This is a genomic window from Halopenitus persicus (assembly GCF_002355635.1).
Classification (GTDB): domain Archaea; phylum Halobacteriota; class Halobacteria; order Halobacteriales; family Haloferacaceae; genus Halopenitus; species Halopenitus persicus_A.
In genome coordinates this window covers 2,103,319-2,120,778 of the sequence record NZ_AP017558.1, presented here as the reverse complement: position 1 = coordinate 2,120,778, position 17,460 = coordinate 2,103,319, and the positions used below count along the sequence as shown (strand labels likewise).

The window sequence follows — 17,460 nt, the reverse complement described above, 5'->3', positions numbered from 1 at the left end:
CGCGGACTCCCTCACGTGGTCGCGTCCGAATCGCGGAGGAACGAGCTGAGGTCGGTCTGGAGGCCGGCCGCCATCGTCGACTTTCTTCGAAGGTCGCCGAGCGAGATCGGGAGATGGTCGGTCACGCCGCGAACCGCGTCGCCGAACGTCTCCGCGGTTCCGTGTTCGCCCTCGAAGGCGTCGCGCACCGACTCGCGGACCTGCCAGACGCCGACGGGACCCCAGTACTCGTCGGAGACGTGCCGCAGGACGAGCACCTTCGCCTGCCGGCCGCGGTCCGAGAGGTGCTCGAGCGCGCCGAGGCGGGCCGCGTAGTACGCGCCGGCCGTCTCCTCGACGTAGGCGGTTCGACCCTCCCGTCCCTCGTGGGCCGCGGCGAGGTACGTGCCGGCCTCCGGGTCCGGGTTCCAGACGCTGCCGGGCGCCTTCATCTCGACGAGTTCGTACTCCCACCGGCCGGGCGCGAGGATGACCCAGAAGGCGTTCCCGAGGTACTCGTTCCGGTGGATCTCGACCCGGTCGACGCTCTGCGCGTCCCGGATCGTTCCGCGGAGGTACTGGCCGATCGTGTCGTCGACCGCGGTGATCGACCAGCGCGTGGGGACGAGCCGCCGGTCGTCACCCCGCCCGAGCGCGCCGGCGGAGAGGATCGAGTTGATGTCGTAGACGTCGAACCCGCGGCGGTAGAGGTAGGTCATCGCCCCCTGTGCCCGCCAGTCGTCGTCCTCGAGGGTCTTCTTCACCGGGCGGGGAACGTGGGGGTTCTCACCGAGGCTCGCCTCCCTGGCGCGGGCGCTCGGTCCGACCGGGGCTCCGAGGTCGCCACGGTCGACGTCGAGGTCCAGATCCGGGGTCGAGTCGAGGCCGATCTCCACGTCGACGGGGCGGTCCGCGATCGCGACCTCGCGCTGGGTTCCGAGCCAGCCGTCCCAGGCGTCGTGGACGGAGTCGGCCGCCGTCGTCCGGTTGGAGTTGAGCAGGCTCGTCCGACGCTCGAAGACGTCGGCGATGGAGACGCCCTCCTCGTACCACGCGCCGGAGGTCCGGAACGCGTCGGCTCGGTCCTCGCGGCCGACCGGCGAGAGGATCCCCGTGGAGACGTTGGGATACTCCGCCCGGCCGACGAAGATCGACGGTGAGACCGATCCCACGAGCGAATCGCCCGACAACGACTCCTCGAACCGGTCCTGAAAGGTCTCGACGTGGTCGAGGATCGCGTAGTCCTTCCGCTCCGCGAGTCGCCGTCGCTCGGCGCGCTCGTTCCGCTCGAGTTCCACGAACTCGTCGAGCCGCATTCGATCGCGGCTTCGGCGGCGACCGGCTTGAAGGTTGCCCGCTCGGGAGAATCGAAACGGTCTAGTTCGGAATGCCCATCGCCTCGATCTGCTCCTGATACCGGTTTCGGATGGTGACCTCGGTCACCTGCGCGACGCTGGCGACCTCGCGTTGGGTCTTCTTCTCGTTGCACAGCAGCGAGGCCGCGTAGATCGCCGCCGCGGCGTACCCGGTCGGGGATTTGCCGGACAACAGCCCCTTCTCCGCCGTGGTCTCGATGATCTCGTTGGCCTTCGACTGGACCTCCTCGGACAGTTCGAGCTCGGAACAGAATCGCGGAACGTACTTCTTCGGGTCGACCGGCTTCATTTCGAGGCCCAGTTCCTGGGAGATGTAGCGATAGGTCCGACCGATCTCCTTGCGCTCGACGCGGGAGACGTCCGAGATCTCCTCGAGCGAGCGAGGAATGCCCTCCTTCCGACAGGCCGCATAGAGGGTGGAGGTGGCGACGCCCTCGATTGACCGACCTCGAATGAGGTCCTCCTTCAGCGCACGCCGGTACATCACCGAGGCGACCTCCCGGACCGAGCGGGGGACGCCCAGCGCGGAGGCCATGCGGTCGATCTCCGAGAGCGCGAACTGGAGGTTCCGCTCGCCCGCGTCCTTCGTCCGGATGCGCTCCTGCCACTTGCGCAGCCGGTGCATCTGCGAGCGCTTCTTCGACGAGATCGACCGTCCGTAGGCGTCCTTGTCCTTCCAGTCGATCGTCGTCGTTAGCCCCTTGTCGTGCATCGTCTGCGTGGTCGGCGCGCCCACGCGGGACTTCTCCTGTCGCTCGGAGTGGTTGAACGCCCGCCATTCCGGCCCGGGATCGATCTGTTCCTCCTCGATGATGAGGCCGGTTTCTTCGTGTATCAGCTCGCCGTCGGCCGTCCGCGTCAGTTCCTCGGGGTCGAGGTCGTCGACGTCGACGTCCTCGGCGACCACCTCGTCCGCGTCCGCGCTCGTCCCGTCCTCCTCCTCCTCCTCGGCCGTTCGTTCGTCGCCATGTCGCGTGCGCTGCCGGTCGTGCTCCCGCTGGCGGGTGGGCCGTGTCATCGCATTTATATAGTATCCCTTCCGGGCGTGTTAAATGTTCGCCTGAAACAGGGGTCGAGGCGCCGACGGGACCGTGATCGGCGCCGGCACGATCCGGAACGATCGAGGCCCCTTTATCCGGCGCGGTACGAGGACCCGACGATGCCGACCATCGACTGCGATCCGTCCGAGGCCCGCGAGCGACTGGCGGCGGCCGGCGTCGAGATCAAGCCGGGGAACACCCCGCACGAACGCTGGCGAGCCGAGCGTGACGGGGCGGTCGCGGTCGCCTACGACGGGACGGTGGTCGTCCAGGGATCCTCGCCGACCGCGCTGACCGCCCTGCTGCGGGACGCCGGGGATCGCGCCCACGTCTACTTCGACGGGGCCTCCCGCGGGAACCCCGGTCCGGCCGCAGTCGGATGGTGTCTCGTGACGAGCGACGGGATCGTCGCGGAAGGGGGCGAGCGGATCGGTCGCGCGACGAACAACCAAGCCGAGTACGAGGCGCTGATCGCCGCCCTGGAGGCGGCCACCGACTTCGGGTTCGACGAGATCGACGTCCGGGGCGACTCGGAGCTGATCGTCAAGCAGGTCCGGGGCGAGTGGAACACGAACGACCCGACGCTGCGTGAGTACCGCGTCGACGCCCGGACGCTCCTGGAGAAGTTCGACCGATGGTCGATCGCGCACGTTCCCCGGTCGGTAAACGAGCGGGCCGACGACCTCGCCAACGAGGCGCTCGACGAGTGACCGCTTTGCTCATCCGGAGATGCCGAACCGGTCAACGACGAGCCAGTGGACGACGAGCCGGACCTCCAAGCGATCCCGTCGACGGACCGCGGATCGACGGGTAAAAACGACGTGATGCCGTTCGATCGGATCGAGATGACCGATTTCGCGCCGACCGAACGGTCGATCGACACGGAACCCGAGGACGGAGCGGCCGGCGACGATACCGCAATGACGGCGTCCGGCGACGACCAGGGGACGGACCGAATCCCCGACGTCCCGCCGGATGCCGTCGAGGAGGCCGAGCGACTGACGCGGCTCGCCCGGAACGCGGCCGATCCGGAGGCAGCCGACCTCTACCGGCGCCGGCGCGACGAACTCGCGGCCGACCACGACTACACGCCGCGAGTACGCGAGGAGGACGACACCCTCGTGCTGTACCCGAGCGAGTGGATGGCGGACGGAACGGTACAACTCAACCGCATCGAGGAGACCGACCGTGCCGTCGAGGTCTCCCTGTCGGGGCCGGGCGACGCCGACCGATTTGACGAGATCGCGGCCGCAAACGACGCGGTCGTGGACCGGATCGCGGCCGAACACGGTCCGGATCACGCCGCCAACGTCCGGGCGTTCGCGGACTTCATGAGCAACCACTACGTCCGGCGCGTGACCGACGCGACGGCCGCGGAACGAGAGGAGTTCCGCACGGAGTATTACCCACGGAACGCCTGGCCCAGCGCGGACCAACGGGAACTACTCGACCGATCACTGGCGCTCGTGGAGGAACTCGACGACGCGGAGATCGATGACGAGACCGGCGACTCGTGATTGCTCCGTCCTCGCCGCCCACTTTCACCACCCATCATAGCCGCTCACCGGATCCGACGCATCTCCGACGCATCCCCGACGCGTCCCCGGTACGCCGCCGGCACGCGCCGACACGTCGCCGACGCGTCCCCGACACGTTGCCAACCGCCGGTACGTCGCCGGGAGCTCCCCCTACCGGCTGTCGTCGACGAGCTGCCGCAGCTCGCCGGCTCGTTCGGCGTCGGTGACGAACTTCGAGAAGACCCATTCGAGGCGGGACAGGACGACGCGTCGCCCCGCGTCGGTCAGCTCGTACTGGTTCGTCCGCTTGTCGAGCTCGCTCTTTTCGATCAGCCCGATGTCGACCAGTTCGTCCAGGTTCGGGTAGAGCCGGCCGTGGTTGACGTCGTCCCCGTAATACTCCTCGAGCTCCCGCTTGATCGCGAGCCCGTACATCGGCTCCTTCGAAAGGATGACCAGGATGTTCTGTTGAAACGCGGTCAGCTCGCTGACGATGTCCCCCTCGTTCCGAACAGCTTGCGCCTCTGACATACTGGCAGCCACGGGATCCGAATATATAACGCTTCGCAACCGGAATGGGGTTTTCAGCAAGATCGAGTTGAAATCGCAAGATTGCGACGGATCCATTTATAATATTCTACGTTTAGTATATGGATAAATCCATAGTAAGTTGTTTTTCGTTCAAAGCACAGTCGACGTCGAGTCCCCAGCACCGACCGCTCCGACTCGAAAGTGCTTTGGGCCCGTTTCCCGGACGGGCGGGTGTATGACGAACCTCTGGGAAGACCTCGAGACCGGACCGAACCCGCCGGAAACGATCTACGCCGTCGTGGAGTGTCTGAAGGGCGAACGAAACAAATACGAGTACGACAAGGACGTTCCCGGCGTCGTCCTCGACCGCGTGCTCCACTCGAACGTCCACTATCCGTCGGATTACGGGTTCATCCCGCAGACCTACTACGACGACGAGGACCCCTTCGACGTCCTGGTGCTCGTCGAGGACCAGACGTTCCCCGGTTGCGTCATCGAGGCGCGTCCGGTCGCGCTGATGCAGATGGACGACGACGGCGAGCAGGACGACAAGGTCATCGCCGTGCCGAGCGAGGACCCCCGCTACGACCACATCCAGGACCTCGAGGACGTGCCGCAGCAGACGCTCGACGAGATCGACGAGTTCTTCGCGACCTACAAGAACCTCGAGGAGGGCAAGGAAGTCGAGACGCTCGGGTGGGAGGACCGCGAGGCGGCCCTCGACGCGATCGAACACGCGCAGGACCTGTACGACGAACACTTCGCTTAGTCCCGACGACGAACGTTTCGCCGAGTCCCGAAAACGGCCTCGACGACCAGCCGAAATTCTTCCGCTGCCATCGCGGCGGTATGCTCGGCACGAATACGGCGTCGTTCGTTCGATGAGTTATGCGTATGGGTAATTATATCCCCGTCGGAACCCTCGGATGACACACGATGGCAGCACGATCTCCCCGGTTCGGAATCGACCACCCGACGATCGTTCCGACGAACGCGACGGACGAGAACCGGACCACCGATCGAGCGAGCGAGGACGGCGATTCCGGAACCGAGCCCGAGTCGGAATAGCCGACTCCGCCGTTTCGAGATCCCAAAACGGAACGTCCGATGGTCACGACCGCCGCCGTCGGGGATCCTCGGTCGATGTCACTGACTACCGCCACCATTCGGTTCGGAAGTTTCTTGAGTCGGCTCGCAGACACCCGAGTATAGGCAATGGCTGTACTCTGGCTGGACGACGTGGACGCTGACGACCTCGAGACGGTCGGCGGCAAGGCGGCCTCGCTCGGTGAGCTTACCGGTGCCGGATTGCCCGTCCCGCCGGGGTTCACGGTGACCGCCGAGACGTATCGAACCTTCATCGAGGAGGCCGGGATCGACGAGGAGCTCTTCGCGGCCGTCGACGTCGACCCCGAGGACTCCGACGCGCTTCGAGCCGCCGAGGAGCGGGCGTCGGAACTGATCCTCGGAACCGACCTACCCGAGTCGGTTCGCGAGGAGATCGTCGAGAGCTACCGCCAGCTCGGCACGGACGACGAGGAGGCGTTCGTCGCCGTTCGATCGTCGGCGACCGCCGAGGACCTCCCCGACGCGTCCTTCGCAGGTCAACAGGAGACGTATCTCAACGTCCGGGAGGAGAAGCTCCTCCAGCGCGTCAAGGAGTGTTGGGCCTCGCTGTTCACCCAGCGTGCCATATACTATCGGCAACAGCAGGGATTTCCCCACGAGGACGTTGACATCGCCGTCGTCGTCCAGCGGATGGTCGACGCCGAAAAGTCCGGCGTGATGTTCACGAGCCACCCCTCGACCGGCGATCCGCAGATCATTATCGAGGCCGCGTGGGGGCTCGGCGAGGCGGTCGTTTCGGGCTCCGTCTCCCCCGACAACTACGTGTACGACCGCGTCGAGAAGGCCGTCTCAGACGTCACCGTCGCGGACAAGAAGACGATGATGGAGAAGGACTCCGAGACCGGCGAGACCGTCGAGCGCGAGGTCCCGGCGGACCGCCGGTCCGAGCGCGTGTTGAGCGACGCGGAGATCGAGTCGCTCGTCGAGCTCGGCGAGCGCGTCGAGGACCACTACGGCCAGCCGCAGGACGTCGAATGGGCGATCGTGGGCGAGGAAGTCTTTATGCTGCAGTCGCGTCCGATCACGACGATCTCCGAGTCCGCGTCGGACGCCGGTGCGGAGGACGCGGAGCTCGCCGAAGACGTCGACACGGACGCCGCCAACCACGCGAGCGGGACGGTCGACGAGACCGACGAGGACGAGGACGTCCTCGTGCAGGGCCTCGGATCGAGCCCCGGCGTGGTCTCGGGCACCGTCCGGATCGTCACGAAGCTCGACCATCTCGATCAGGTACAGGAGGGCGACATCCTCGTGACCGAGATGACGATGCCCGATATGGTGCCCGCGATGAAACGTGCTGCCGGGATCGTCACCGACGAGGGCGGTATGACGAGCCACGCGGCGATCATCTCCCGGGAGCTCGGGGTGCCGGCGGTCGTCGGGACGCGAACCGGGACCAAGCAGCTCGAGAACGGACAACAGGTCACGATCGACGGCGACAAGGGAACCATCCGCGCCGGCGCCGACAGCGAGGCCGAACCGGCCGAGGAGTTCGAACCCGTCGAGGCCGCGCGACCGCAGACGCCCGTGAAGCCGATGACCGCGACCGAGGTCAAGGTCAACGTCTCGATCCCCGAGGCTGCCGAGCGCGCCGCGGCGACCGGCGCCGACGGCGTCGGCCTGCTCCGGATCGAGCATATGGTGCTCACGCTCGGGAAGACGCCCGAACGCTACATTGCCGACCACGGCGCACGGGCCTACCAGGACGAGCTCATCGAGGGGATCCGGACCGTCGCCGAGGAGTTCTATCCCCGGCCCGTCCGCGTCCGAACGATCGACGCCCCGACGGACGAGTTCCGTGACCTGGAGGGAGGCGCCGACGAACCCCGCGAGCACAACCCGATGCTCGGCTGGCGCGGGATCCGACGGAGTCTCGACAAACCGGACGTCTTCCAGCAGGAGCTGGCGGCCTTCGACCGGATCTACGAGATGGGGTACGATAACGTGGAGTTGATGCTTCCGCTCGTCAACGACGCCGCGGACCTGGCGGCCGCCAAACGACAGATGCGCGAGGCCGGGATCGATCCGAACGAGCGACGATGGGGCGTGATGATAGAGACGCCCGCCAGCGCGCTCCGTATCGAGGAGCTCGCGGCGGCGGGCATCGACTTCGCGTCGTTCGGCACGAACGACCTCACCCAGTACACGCTCGCGGTCGACCGGAACAACGAGCACGTCGCCGAACGGTTCGACGAGACCCATCCGGCGGTGCTCGAGCTGATCGGACGGACCATCGAGACGTGTCGCGAGCTCGGCATCGACACGAGCATCTGCGGACAGGCAGGATCGAAGACGGAGATGGTGAACTTCCTCGTCGAGGAGGGCGTCTCCTCCATCTCGGCGAACATCGACGCGGTGCGTGACGTGCAACACGAGGTCAAACGCAAGGAACAACGGATCCTGCTCGATTCGGTCCGGTGACGGGACCGAACATCTCGAAACCACCGGTTAGGACCGCAGCGTCCGGACCGGCAGACCGGCGAGAGCCCGGACGGCAAGCGATCACGAACTGGAAATGAGTCACGACCCCGACGAATGAACGGCCAGCACACACCACAATCGTTCGACCGCGTCCTCTCCTCGATGTGTACGGAACCACATCCGGCCGCTCGGACGGCAGCCGAACGGTTCCTGGCGACGAATCCCGGCGATCCCGCGACCTACGGGACGGTCGCGGAGTTGGAATCGAGGGCAGTCGATCTCCTCTGTACCGTCGTCGATCACCCCGCGGGAGGGCCCGAACACGGCTACCTCACGTCCGGCGGGACGGAGGCGAACCTCCAGGCGGTCCGAGCGGCCCGTAACCTGGCGTCGGGTGACGACGTCAACGTGGTCGCGCCCGAGAGCGCGCACTTCTCGTTCCGAAAGGCCGCGGCGATGCTCGAGGTGGAGCTCCGAACGGTCCCGCTCGACCGCGACCATCGAGCCGATCCGGAGGCGGTGTCCGCAGCGGTGGACGAAAACACGGCGCTCGTCGTCGGGGTGGCGGGCTCCACGGAGTACGGACGGGTCGATCCGATCCCGGACCTGTGCGCGATCGCTCACGAGGCGGACGCACGAATGCACGTCGACGCGGCGTGGGGCGGGTTCGTCCTGCCGTTTCGCGACGTGTCGTGGACGTTCGCGGACGCGCCGATCGACACGATGACCATCGACCCCCACAAGTTCGGACGGGCGGTGGTCCCGGCCGGCGGGCTCGTGGTCCGGGAGCCGGCGACGCTCGACGCGCTGGCGATCGAGACGCCGTATCTCGAGACGCACGCGCAAGCGACCGTAACGGGAACGCGAAGCGGGGCCGGGGTTGCCGGGGCGGTCGCCGCGATGGAGGAGCTGTGGCCGGACGGCTACCGGGAGACTGCGGCACGATGCCAGCGGAACGCCGAGTGGCTCGCGGCGGCCTTCTCGGATCGGGGCTACGAGGTCGTCGACCCGAGCCTCCCGATCGTTGCCGCCTCGATCACGACGCCGACCTTCGAGAAGCTCCGCTCGGCGGGCTGGAAGATCGCACGAACCGAGCGCGGCGAGTTGCGGATCGTCTGTATGCCACACGTGACGCGGGACGCGCTGGAGGCGTTCCTGGCGGATCTCGACCGGATCGCCGGGTCAAACGGAAAGAGGCGAAGAGCGGACGGGTGACCGTCAGTGGCAGACGGGTGGCCAGCAGTGGCAGACGGGTGGCCAGCAGTGGCAGACGGGTGGCCAGCAGTGGCAGACGGGTGGCCAGCAGTGGCAGACGGGTGGCCAGCAGTGGCGGACGGGTGGCCAGCAGTGGCGGACGGGTGGCCAGCAGTGGCGGACGGGTGGCCAGCAGTGACTAACGGATGATCGCGGGTGGCGAACAGGCGACGGTCGATCGATCCCCGCACGGTCGTCGCGCACCCGCCTCGGCGCACGGGGTCGGTCGCGGTCAGCGCATACGTCGGGTGCTGCCATATCCGTGATAAACGTACGGACGGGCGACGCCGGCCGCGGCGCAGACCAAACAGGTTTTAAGAGCCCGTGTCCAACCCGCCGATAAGGTAGATACCATGGAGATGCCACGCCGCTTTAACACGTACTGTCCTCATTGCGATTCCCACCAGGAACACGAGGTGGAGAAGGTTCGATCCGGTCGCCAGACCGGTCTGAAACGCGACGCCCGTCAGCGGCGCCGGGCGCTCGCGACGATCGGCAACGCCGGCGGATACTCGAAGGTGCCCGGTGGCGACAAGCCCACCAAGAAGACGCACCTGAAGTACCGCTGTTCCGACTGCGGGAAGGCCCATATGCGTGAAGGCTGGCGCGCCGGCCGCCTCACGTTCCAGGAGTAACGATGGCGGGGAACTTCCTTCGCGTCGCCTGCGGGGACTGTGAGAACGAACAGACCGTCTTCGAGAAGGCGTCCTCAAGCGTCGCCTGTGCCGTCTGCGGCACGACGCTGGCAACGCCGACCGGCGGCAAGGCCGCGATCGAAGGCGAGATCGTCGAGACCGTTGAGGCGCGGTAACCGCCTCGAACCCCAGAATGCAGTACAGCGGCTGGCCCGAACCCGGTGAACTCGTCGTCGGCGAGATCGACGAGATCGCCGACTTCGGCGTCTTCGTCGACCTCGACGAGTACGAGAACAAACGCGGCCTCTGTCACATCAGCGAGGTGGCCTCCGGCTGGATCAAGAACGTCCGGGACCACGTCCGGGAGGGACAGACGGTCGTCGCGAAGGTGCTCGACGTCGACGAGTCGTCCCAGCAGATCGACCTCTCGATCAAGGACGTCAACGAACACCAGCGCAAGGAGAAGATCCAGGAGTGGAAGAACGAACAGAAGGCCGACAATTGGATGTTGTTGGCCCTCGGCGAGGACGTCTCCGACGACCGCTACAGCACGGTCGCGAACGCCCTGCTCGCGGAACACGACTCGCTGTACGATGCCTTCGAGAGCGCCGCGATCCACGGCGAGGACGCGCTCGCGGACGTCGATCTGGACGACGACGTCGTCGAGACGATCGTCGAGACGGCGCGGGAGAACGTCTCGGTCCCGTACGTCAACGTGACCGGGTACGTCGACCTCGAGAGCTTCGATCCCGACGGCGTCGACCGGCTGAAGGAGGCGCTGCAGGCCGCCGAGGGGAACGGGGACGTTCCGGACGAGGTCGAGTTGACGGTCTCCTACGTCGGGTCGCCGGAGTACCGCATCCAAGTCAAGGCCCCGGACTACAAGACGGCCGAGGACCAGCTTGAGGCGGCCGCCGAACGCGCCCGCGAGTCGATCGAGGCGACCGGCGGTAGCGGCGAGTTCCACCGTGAACGACGCGAGGACGACGAGTAACTCGGTCGGGACCGTGATTCCCCACACGCCCGGCGACCATCGTCCGCGGGACCTGGAGGGCCGAACGTGAAATCGCCGATCCGCCGCTGCAGCGAGTGGCGGACGACCCACGAACGGCCGGTGTACACCTTCAAAGAGCGGTGTCCCGACTGTGGAGCCGCGGCCGAGAACAGTGCGCCGCCGCCGTTTTCACCCGAGGACCGCCACGGCGAGTATCGACGCCGAGCACGGCGACGATCCGGGGAACGCTCCGTTGACGGCGAGGACGCGGAATCCGAATAGCCACGCACTTATGCGCCGCGGCCGGGAGTGTACGGTATGGACGACATCGAGATCGACGTGGTCGCGACGCCGGAGCTCGAGGACCCGGTGCTGATCGAGGGGCTTCCGGGCGTGGGCCACGTCGGGAAGCTGGCGGCCGAGCAGCTTCTGGAGGAGGGTGACGGCACGCTCGTACGGCGGGTCTACACCACCGAGTTTCCCCCGCAGGTGACCGTCGACGACGACGGCGTCACCGAGCTGACCTGTGCGGAGTTTCACGCGGTCGAGACCGAGGGCACGGACCTGCTGGTGTTGACCGGGGATCACCAGGCAGCGACGAACGCCGGCCATTATCGGCTGACCTCGGCGTTTCTCGACGTCGCCGAGGAGTTCGGCGTGCGCCGGGCGTACGCGCTCGGGGGCGTCCCGACCGGCGAACTCGTCGAGGAGTACACCGTCCTCGGCGCGGTCAGCAACGCGGAGCTGCGCGAGGAACTGGAGGCCGTGGACGTCCAGTTCCGCGCCGACGAGCCGGCGGGCGGGATCGTCGGCGTCTCGGGGCTGATCCTCGGACTCGGCGAACGTCGCGGGTTCGACGCGGCCTGCCTGATGGGTGAGACGAGCGGGTACCTCGTCGACCCCAAGAGCGCCCGGGCGGTGCTTGAGGTGCTGCAGAAACGGCTCGGCTTCGAGGTCGCGTTCGACTCCCTCGAGGAGCGAGCCGAGGAGATGGAGGAGGTCGCCGGCAAGATCCAGGAGATGCAGGACGGACCGGCGGTCGGCGACGACGAGCTGCGATACATCGGGTAACGCTCGGTTCGTCGAGGTGATCATTGCTTCGTCGATCGTCGATCCGTTTGACGACGTTTTCGGTCGATGGTTCGGATGAAATCACACGACGTCGACGAGTGACGACCCTTCGGCAGGCCTATACGGATCGACGATGATCGTGTGTGTATGGGAACCGCACGCATCGCCGGAGTCGGGCTCACGCCCTTCGGCAGTCATCCCGACCGAACCGGGCGTGACCTCTTCGCGGAGGCAGCCGCCGCCGCCATCGCCGACGCGGGGGTTCCGCGAGCGAACGTCGACGCGCTCAACTACGGGAACTTTATGGGATCGCTCGCCGAGCGGCAGGGCCATCAGGCCCCGCTGATGGCCGAGGCCGCGGGGCTGTCGTGTCCGGCCACGCGGTACGAGGAGGCGTGTGCCTCCGCCGGGGTCGCGGTCCGGGAGGCCGTCCGGACGGTCCGGTCCGGCGAGGCGGACGTCGTCGTCGCCGGCGGGATGGAGCGGATGAGCCACCTCGAGACCGCTGACGTCACCGCGGGGCTGGCCACGGCGGCGGACGACCTCCTCGAGGTCCGTTCGGGGATGACCTTCCCCGGGGCGTACGGGCTGATGGCGCGCGCGTACTTCGACCGGTTCGGCGGGACGCGGACGGATCTGGCGCACGTCGCGAGCAAGAACCACGATCACGCGATCCCGAACGAGTACGCCCAGTTCCGCCGGGCGGTGAGCGTCGAGGAGGCCCTGTCGGCCCCGCCGGTGGCGACGCCGCTTCACCTGTTCGACGCCTGTCCGATCACGGACGGTGCAAGCGCCGTCGTGTTCGTCTCCGACTCCTACGCGGCCGCCCACGACGTCGAGGCGCCGGTCGCGGTGAGCGGGTCCGGACAGGGGACCGACCGGCTGGCGCTGGGCGACCGCGACCGACTCGCGGAGACGCCGGCCGCGACGCGAGCCGCGGAGACGGCCTACGGGGAGGCGAGCGTCGAACCCGAGGACGTCGACGTCGCGGAGGTCCACGACTGCTTCACGATCGCGGAGGTGATGGCCACGGAGTCGCTGGGACTGTTCCCGGTCGGCGAGGGGATCACGGCCGCACGGGAGGGGGCCACCGCCGCGGACGGCGCGATCCCGGTGAACCTCTCGGGGGGCCTCAAGGCGAAGGGCCATCCGGTCGGCGCGACCGGCGGGTCACAGATCGTCGAGCTGACGCGGCTGCTCCGGGGAGATCACCCCAACAGCGACCACGTCCCGGACGCCTCGATCGGGGTCGCGCACAACGCCGGCGGAAGCGTCGCGACCGCGGTCGTCCACGTGCTGGAGGTGGTCGCGTGAGCGACGCGCCCCACGACGCCGGCGGGACCGACGCCGCGGACGCCGCGGACGCCGCGGACGCCGCGGACGCCGCGGACGAGACGGGCACGGACGAGACGGATGGGACGAACACGGAGGGTGGAACGACGAGCGGGATCGTCCGAAACACGGGATACGACGAGTGGCTCGACGCGGTCGCGGACGGCGAGGGCTACGCCCTCACGTGTCCGAACGGGCACGCGTCGCTGCCGCCGCGGCACGTCTGTCCCGACTGCGGCGTGACCGACCTCTCGGAGACGGCGCTTCCGTCAGCGGGGACCGTCGAGACGTTCACCGTCGTCCACGTGGGCACGCCGGCGTTCGCCGACGAGACGCCCTACGTGACCGCGATCGCCGACTTCGGGTCGGTTCGGCTCACCGGGGTCGTTCGCGGAGTCGATCCAGAGACGGAAGCGGACGACGAACAGCAGACGAACCCGGAGCCGATCGCGATCGGCGATCCGGTCGAGGCGGGCGTCGAGCGGCGGTCAAACGGGGACCGAACGCTCGTCTTCGATCCCGTCGAGGAGTAGCAGGGACGTCGGTCAGGCGAGGTGGTCCGCGACGACTCCGAGGAACGCCTCGGGATGTTCGACGTGGGGCAACAGCTTTGCACGGTCGAAGACCACGAGCGGACAGTCGACCGCCGTCGCGAGCTCGCGACCCTCCGAAAGCGGCGTGAGCTCCGTCTCGCGCCCCCACACGAGCGTGACCGGGACGGCCGCCGTCTCGAGCGCGTCCGACAGGGTCACCGCGGCGTTGAGGTGGCCCGCGATGAAGGAGGCCGGCGCGAACCGGGCGCCGGCGACGTGGGCGGTCCGCCACTCGTAGTCGATCCAGTCCTCCCCGACCGCGTCGGGGTCGTCGTAGCCGTGGTCGGCGTTGAAATAGCGGATCGAGGGCTTCGAGGCGATCAGTCCGAAGAGCGCCTCGCCGAGGACGGGCGACCGGAGGAGCTCGCGGAGCCACGTCTTCGGCGGGTCGGGGCCGGCAACGGTCGTCGGAACGACCAGCAGGAGGCTCCGCAGGTCGACGTCCGGATCGCCGGCGACGTCGGCGACGTAGGCGGCCGACAGCGAGGAGGCGATGACCCGCGGCCGGTCGAACGTCGCGAGGAACTCCCGAAGGAAATCCGTGTACAGGGCAGCCGAGTAGCGCAGCGCCGGGCGGTCGGACCGGCCGAATCCGGGCAGGTCCGGCGCGATCACCCGGTACTCCTCGGCGAGGGCGTCGAAGACCGCTCGCCACTCGCCGGCTGAGCCGGCGGCGTTGACCCCGTGCACGAGCACCAGCGGTTGGGCATCGGGGTCGCCGGCGACGACGTAGGCGACGTCCATCCCGCGCCACCGATACGACCGTTCCTCGCCGTCCAAGGCGGGCTCGAGTGCGTCCGGATCGATGCGGGAGCGTCGCGTCCAGGCCGCGACGGCGCCGGCACCGAGCGCGAGTCCGCCGAGGAGTCGTGGTCGGTTCATACGGATCCTTGACGCGTCCGTGACTTATACGTCGTGGGCTCCGATTCAGCGATCCTCGAGGCAGTCCTCGATCGGAGCGACCATCGACTCGACGGCGGCGTAGGGGTCCGTTTCGCCCGCCTCCACGCGCCGGACGAGGCCGTCGATCCCGCCCTGCCGTTCGAGCGTCGTCTCGAGAAGCGCCTCGAGGTCCGCACGGAGCAGGGCGCGTATCGTGGCAGCGTGGCGGCTGCGGGCGGTCGTCGCAAACCCGTCGGTCTCGATCAGGTGGTTCCGGTGGGCGTCGAGGGCGTCGATCAGGTCGGCGATCCCCGTCCCCGTCGTCGCGACGGTCTCCACGATCGGTGGCGTCCATTCGTCGGTCTCGGACGAGCGGTCGGTCGTCGCCCGCTCGCGCAGGCGCCGCATCTCCTCGAGCCGGGCGACGGTCCGGCTCGCCCCCTCCAGGTCCGCCTTGTTCACGACGAAGACGTCCGCGATCTCCAGAACGCCCGCCTTGAGCAGCTGGACGTCGTCCCCGGATTCGGGCTGGACGAGCACGGCGACGGTGTCGGCGGCGCGAACGACGTCCACCTCGTTTTGCCCCGCGCCGACGGTCTCGATCAGGACCACGTCGAAGCCGGCGGCGTCGAGGACGGTGACGGCCTCGGCGGCCGCCCGGGACAGTCCGCCGAGGCGACCGCGAGCGCTCATCGAGCGAACGAAGACGCCCGCGTCGCCGTCCCGGTGCATCCGGATCCGGTCCCCGAGAACGGCTCCGCCGGAGTACGGGGAGGACGGATCGATCGCGAGGACCCCGACGGTCAGATCGCGTTCGCGATAGGCGTCGACGAGCCCGTCGACCAGGGTCGATTTCCCCGCACCGGGTGCGCCGGTGATCCCGATCACGGTCGCCTCGCCGGCGTGACGGGAGAGCCGGGCGAGGACCGGACGGACGCCCTCGGTGCGGTTCTCGATCCGGCTGATGACGCGCGCGAGCGTTCGCTCGTCGCCCGCGAGCAGAGCGTCGACGACCGCGTCCGGGTCGACGTTCTCACCCCGACCTGGCATCGTTAGACACGCTCCCGGACGTGCTCGCGGACGAACGCGACCGTCTCTCCCGTGGGTGTTCCCGGTCCGAAGACCTCGGCCACGCCGAGCTCCTTCAGCCGGCGTTCGTCCTCGGGGGGAACGATGCCGCCGACGAGAACGAGCGTGTCCGCGAAGGCGCCGGCCTTCCGAAGTCCCTCGATCACGTCGGGGACGAGGGTGTCGTGGGCACCCGAGAGGATCGAGATCCCGAGAACGTCCACGTCCTCCTGGATCGCCGCCCGGACGATCTCCTCGGGGGATCGGTGCAGCCCCGAGTAGACGACCTCGAAGCCGGCGTCACGGAACGCGCGAGCGATGACGTGCGCGCCACGGTCGTGACCGTCGAGGCCGACCTTGGCGATCAGACACCGGATCGGCCGGTCCGCCGTCGTGTGCATAGATGCCAATTTACAGGGATACGGTTTCACTCTGACGCCCACGGAACCGGCGATCTGGCGAGTACCGGCCCGGCGATCGCGACGGTCACGCAATCGGTGATCGTGACGATTACGCAATCGGTGATCGTGACGATTACGCAATCGGTGATCGTGACGATTACGCAATCGGTGATCGTGACGATTACGCAACCGCAGGCCGCTCCCGGAAATCGGGATCGGACGGAAAAGCTTTCGTGATCGAGTGTGTGAGTACACATACCATGTCACTTTCGTCGACCGCAAGCGTCTCCTTCCGTATCGGCGCGCGGGACCCTCTGGCCGCGGAATGTGCCGATCTAACCTGTCAGACGGCGGATCTCCTCGCGGATCCGGCGGTCGTCTCGGTCATCGTGTTCGCCTCAATCGCCGTCTTCGCGGCGTTCGCGTACATCGCCGACGCGAGTTCGCACGTTCGTGAGGAGCGACGCCGGGTCGTCGACGAACGGGACGCCTTCGAGGAGTTCACCGACCGGCTCCGGCGCGTCACGCCACGTGAATCGGGAACGACTGCCGAACCGGCCGGGCACGGCGCGGTTCGACTGGCCGGGTTCCCGCCGGATTCCGCGGATCCGCCCGATGACGGGTTGGTTCAGACGCGCGAGGCGTACCGCGAGACCGTGATGTCGGTGCCACACTACGCCGAGGAATACGACGATTCGTTCCCGATGAGCGTCGCCGAGGAACTCGGCGAGGACGTCGCGAGGGCGATCCAAACGGAGGATCGACTCCCGCCGGCGCTGCGGACGACGCTTTTGGACCGCGGGCAAAGCGCGGCGCAGGCACGGGAGCGGCTGCTGTCGGCAGTCGACGCCGAGCTGGCGGAGCTGGAGTCCTCGAACGCTCGGCTCGAACGCGTCGAGCGTACCCGGAACAACCTCGAGGCCCACCTCGCGGAGGGCCGATCGAAGCCGTCCTTCGACGCCTTAGTCGACGTGTGGCGGTCCCTCGGTGACCTCGAGAAGTCCTGCGAGGAGGTCGTCTCGGACCGGCAGGAACTGCTTCGGGACCCGCCGTTCACCCGCCGCACCGAACGCGACCCCGACTTCTATGCGTACCTCTACGAAGGTCTCGAGGGACCGCGACACCCCGTCTTGGCCACGGTCGCGGAAGTGGTCGACCACATTCGGTCGGATCGGCGAACCCTTGAGGACCGGATCGCGCGGATCGACTGAGCACCGACCGGTCGCCACGATGGGGGC

20 protein-coding genes are annotated in these 17,460 nt (G+C 67.9%); 14 read left to right on the top strand and 6 right to left on the bottom strand.

Going from position 1 to position 17,460, the window contains the following annotated elements; translation table 11 throughout:
* Positions 1-11: 11 nt before the first annotated feature.
* Complete coding sequence (gene nreA, locus CPZ00_RS10350; protein WP_096390809.1) at positions 12-1,295, bottom strand: DNA repair protein NreA; 1,284 nt, start codon at positions 1,293-1,295, stop codon at positions 12-14.
* A gap of 61 nt (positions 1,296-1,356) precedes the next feature.
* A complete protein-coding gene (locus CPZ00_RS10345; RefSeq protein WP_096390808.1) occupies positions 1,357-2,373 on the bottom strand; it encodes a transcription initiation factor IIB in 1,017 nt (338 codons plus the stop codon).
* 141 nt (positions 2,374-2,514) lie between these two features.
* Between CPZ00_RS10345 and rnhA the strand changes: the two genes are divergently transcribed.
* Together rnhA and CPZ00_RS10335 are read left to right on the top strand one after the other, a co-directional pair.
* Positions 2,515-3,105, top strand: a complete 591-nt coding sequence (rnhA, locus tag CPZ00_RS10340) for a ribonuclease HI (protein ID WP_096390807.1) — start codon at positions 2,515-2,517, stop codon at positions 3,103-3,105.
* Positions 3,106-3,150: 45 nt separating this feature from the next.
* On the top strand, positions 3,151-3,912 hold the full coding sequence (locus CPZ00_RS10335; protein ID WP_394338417.1) for a DUF7108 family protein: 762 nt from the start codon (positions 3,151-3,153) through the stop codon (positions 3,910-3,912).
* 171 nt (positions 3,913-4,083) lie between these two features.
* Here the strand turns inward: CPZ00_RS10335 and CPZ00_RS10330 are convergent, their stop codons facing one another.
* Entirely contained in the window at positions 4,084-4,443 is a 360-nt protein-coding gene (locus CPZ00_RS10330) for a PadR family transcriptional regulator (RefSeq protein WP_096390806.1), read from the bottom strand.
* A 235-nt stretch (positions 4,444-4,678) separates the two neighbouring features.
* Here CPZ00_RS10330 and CPZ00_RS10325 point away from each other — a divergent pair, with 235 nt between their 5' ends.
* The 11 genes from CPZ00_RS10325 (at position 4,679) to CPZ00_RS10280 (ending at position 13,811) form a co-directional block, all read left to right on the top strand.
* Positions 4,679-5,212: an inorganic diphosphatase gene (locus CPZ00_RS10325; protein ID WP_096390805.1), complete on the top strand. Its 534-nt coding sequence runs from the start codon at positions 4,679-4,681 to the stop codon at positions 5,210-5,212.
* A gap of 167 nt (positions 5,213-5,379) precedes the next feature.
* On the top strand, positions 5,380-5,511 hold the full coding sequence (locus CPZ00_RS16025) for a hypothetical protein (protein ID WP_269845464.1): 132 nt from the start codon (positions 5,380-5,382) through the stop codon (positions 5,509-5,511).
* A gap of 147 nt (positions 5,512-5,658) precedes the next feature.
* Complete coding sequence (ppsA, locus tag CPZ00_RS10320) at positions 5,659-7,992, top strand: phosphoenolpyruvate synthase (protein WP_096390804.1); 2,334 nt, start codon at positions 5,659-5,661, stop codon at positions 7,990-7,992.
* A gap of 114 nt (positions 7,993-8,106) precedes the next feature.
* The gene (mfnA, locus tag CPZ00_RS10315) at positions 8,107-9,207 is read left to right on the top strand and encodes a tyrosine decarboxylase MfnA (RefSeq protein ID WP_096390803.1); all 1,101 of its coding nucleotides are present in this window, start codon (positions 8,107-8,109) and stop codon (positions 9,205-9,207) included.
* 392 nt (positions 9,208-9,599) lie between these two features.
* Positions 9,600-9,881, top strand: a complete 282-nt coding sequence (locus CPZ00_RS10310) for a 50S ribosomal protein L44e (protein ID WP_096390802.1) — start codon at positions 9,600-9,602, stop codon at positions 9,879-9,881.
* A 2-nt stretch (positions 9,882-9,883) separates the two neighbouring features.
* Positions 9,884-10,057 carry a 30S ribosomal protein S27e gene (locus CPZ00_RS10305; RefSeq protein WP_096390801.1) on the top strand — a complete coding sequence of 58 codons (174 nt, stop codon included), beginning with the start codon at positions 9,884-9,886 and terminating at the stop codon, positions 10,055-10,057.
* Positions 10,058-10,074: 17 nt separating this feature from the next.
* Positions 10,075-10,875 (top strand): translation initiation factor IF-2 subunit alpha, encoded by an 801-nt coding sequence (locus CPZ00_RS10300; protein ID WP_096390800.1) that lies wholly within the window; start codon positions 10,075-10,077, stop codon positions 10,873-10,875.
* 66 nt (positions 10,876-10,941) lie between these two features.
* Positions 10,942-11,157, top strand: coding sequence for an RNA-protein complex protein Nop10 (locus tag CPZ00_RS10295; RefSeq protein ID WP_096390799.1), 216 nt, complete (start codon positions 10,942-10,944; stop codon positions 11,155-11,157).
* A 36-nt stretch (positions 11,158-11,193) separates the two neighbouring features.
* On the top strand, positions 11,194-11,946 hold the full coding sequence (locus CPZ00_RS10290) for a proteasome assembly chaperone family protein (protein WP_096390798.1): 753 nt from the start codon (positions 11,194-11,196) through the stop codon (positions 11,944-11,946).
* Between the two features lie 147 nt (positions 11,947-12,093).
* Entirely contained in the window at positions 12,094-13,260 is a 1,167-nt protein-coding gene (locus tag CPZ00_RS10285) for a thiolase C-terminal domain-containing protein (protein ID WP_096390797.1), read from the top strand.
* A 134-nt stretch (positions 13,261-13,394) separates the two neighbouring features.
* Complete coding sequence (locus tag CPZ00_RS10280) at positions 13,395-13,811, top strand: Zn-ribbon domain-containing OB-fold protein (RefSeq protein WP_096391680.1); 417 nt, start codon at positions 13,395-13,397, stop codon at positions 13,809-13,811.
* A 12-nt stretch (positions 13,812-13,823) separates the two neighbouring features.
* On the opposite strand, the gene CPZ00_RS10275 is transcribed toward CPZ00_RS10280, so the two are convergent.
* The 3 genes from CPZ00_RS10275 to CPZ00_RS10265 are packed head-to-tail and all read right to left on the bottom strand — an operon-like array spanning position 13,824 to position 16,222.
* A complete protein-coding gene (locus tag CPZ00_RS10275) occupies positions 13,824-14,753 on the bottom strand; it encodes an alpha/beta fold hydrolase (protein WP_096390796.1) in 930 nt (309 codons plus the stop codon).
* Between the two features lie 45 nt (positions 14,754-14,798).
* Positions 14,799-15,803 carry a methylmalonyl Co-A mutase-associated GTPase MeaB gene (meaB, locus tag CPZ00_RS10270; RefSeq protein WP_096390795.1) on the bottom strand — a complete coding sequence of 335 codons (1,005 nt, stop codon included), beginning with the start codon at positions 15,801-15,803 and terminating at the stop codon, positions 14,799-14,801.
* A 2-nt stretch (positions 15,804-15,805) separates the two neighbouring features.
* Positions 15,806-16,222 (bottom strand): cobalamin B12-binding domain-containing protein, encoded by a 417-nt coding sequence (locus tag CPZ00_RS10265; protein ID WP_096390794.1) that lies wholly within the window; start codon positions 16,220-16,222, stop codon positions 15,806-15,808.
* Between the two features lie 260 nt (positions 16,223-16,482).
* Here CPZ00_RS10265 and CPZ00_RS10255 point away from each other — a divergent pair, with 260 nt between their 5' ends.
* On the top strand, positions 16,483-17,433 hold the full coding sequence (locus CPZ00_RS10255; protein ID WP_096390792.1) for a DUF7260 family protein: 951 nt from the start codon (positions 16,483-16,485) through the stop codon (positions 17,431-17,433).
* The last annotated feature ends 27 nt before the right edge of the window (positions 17,434-17,460 follow it).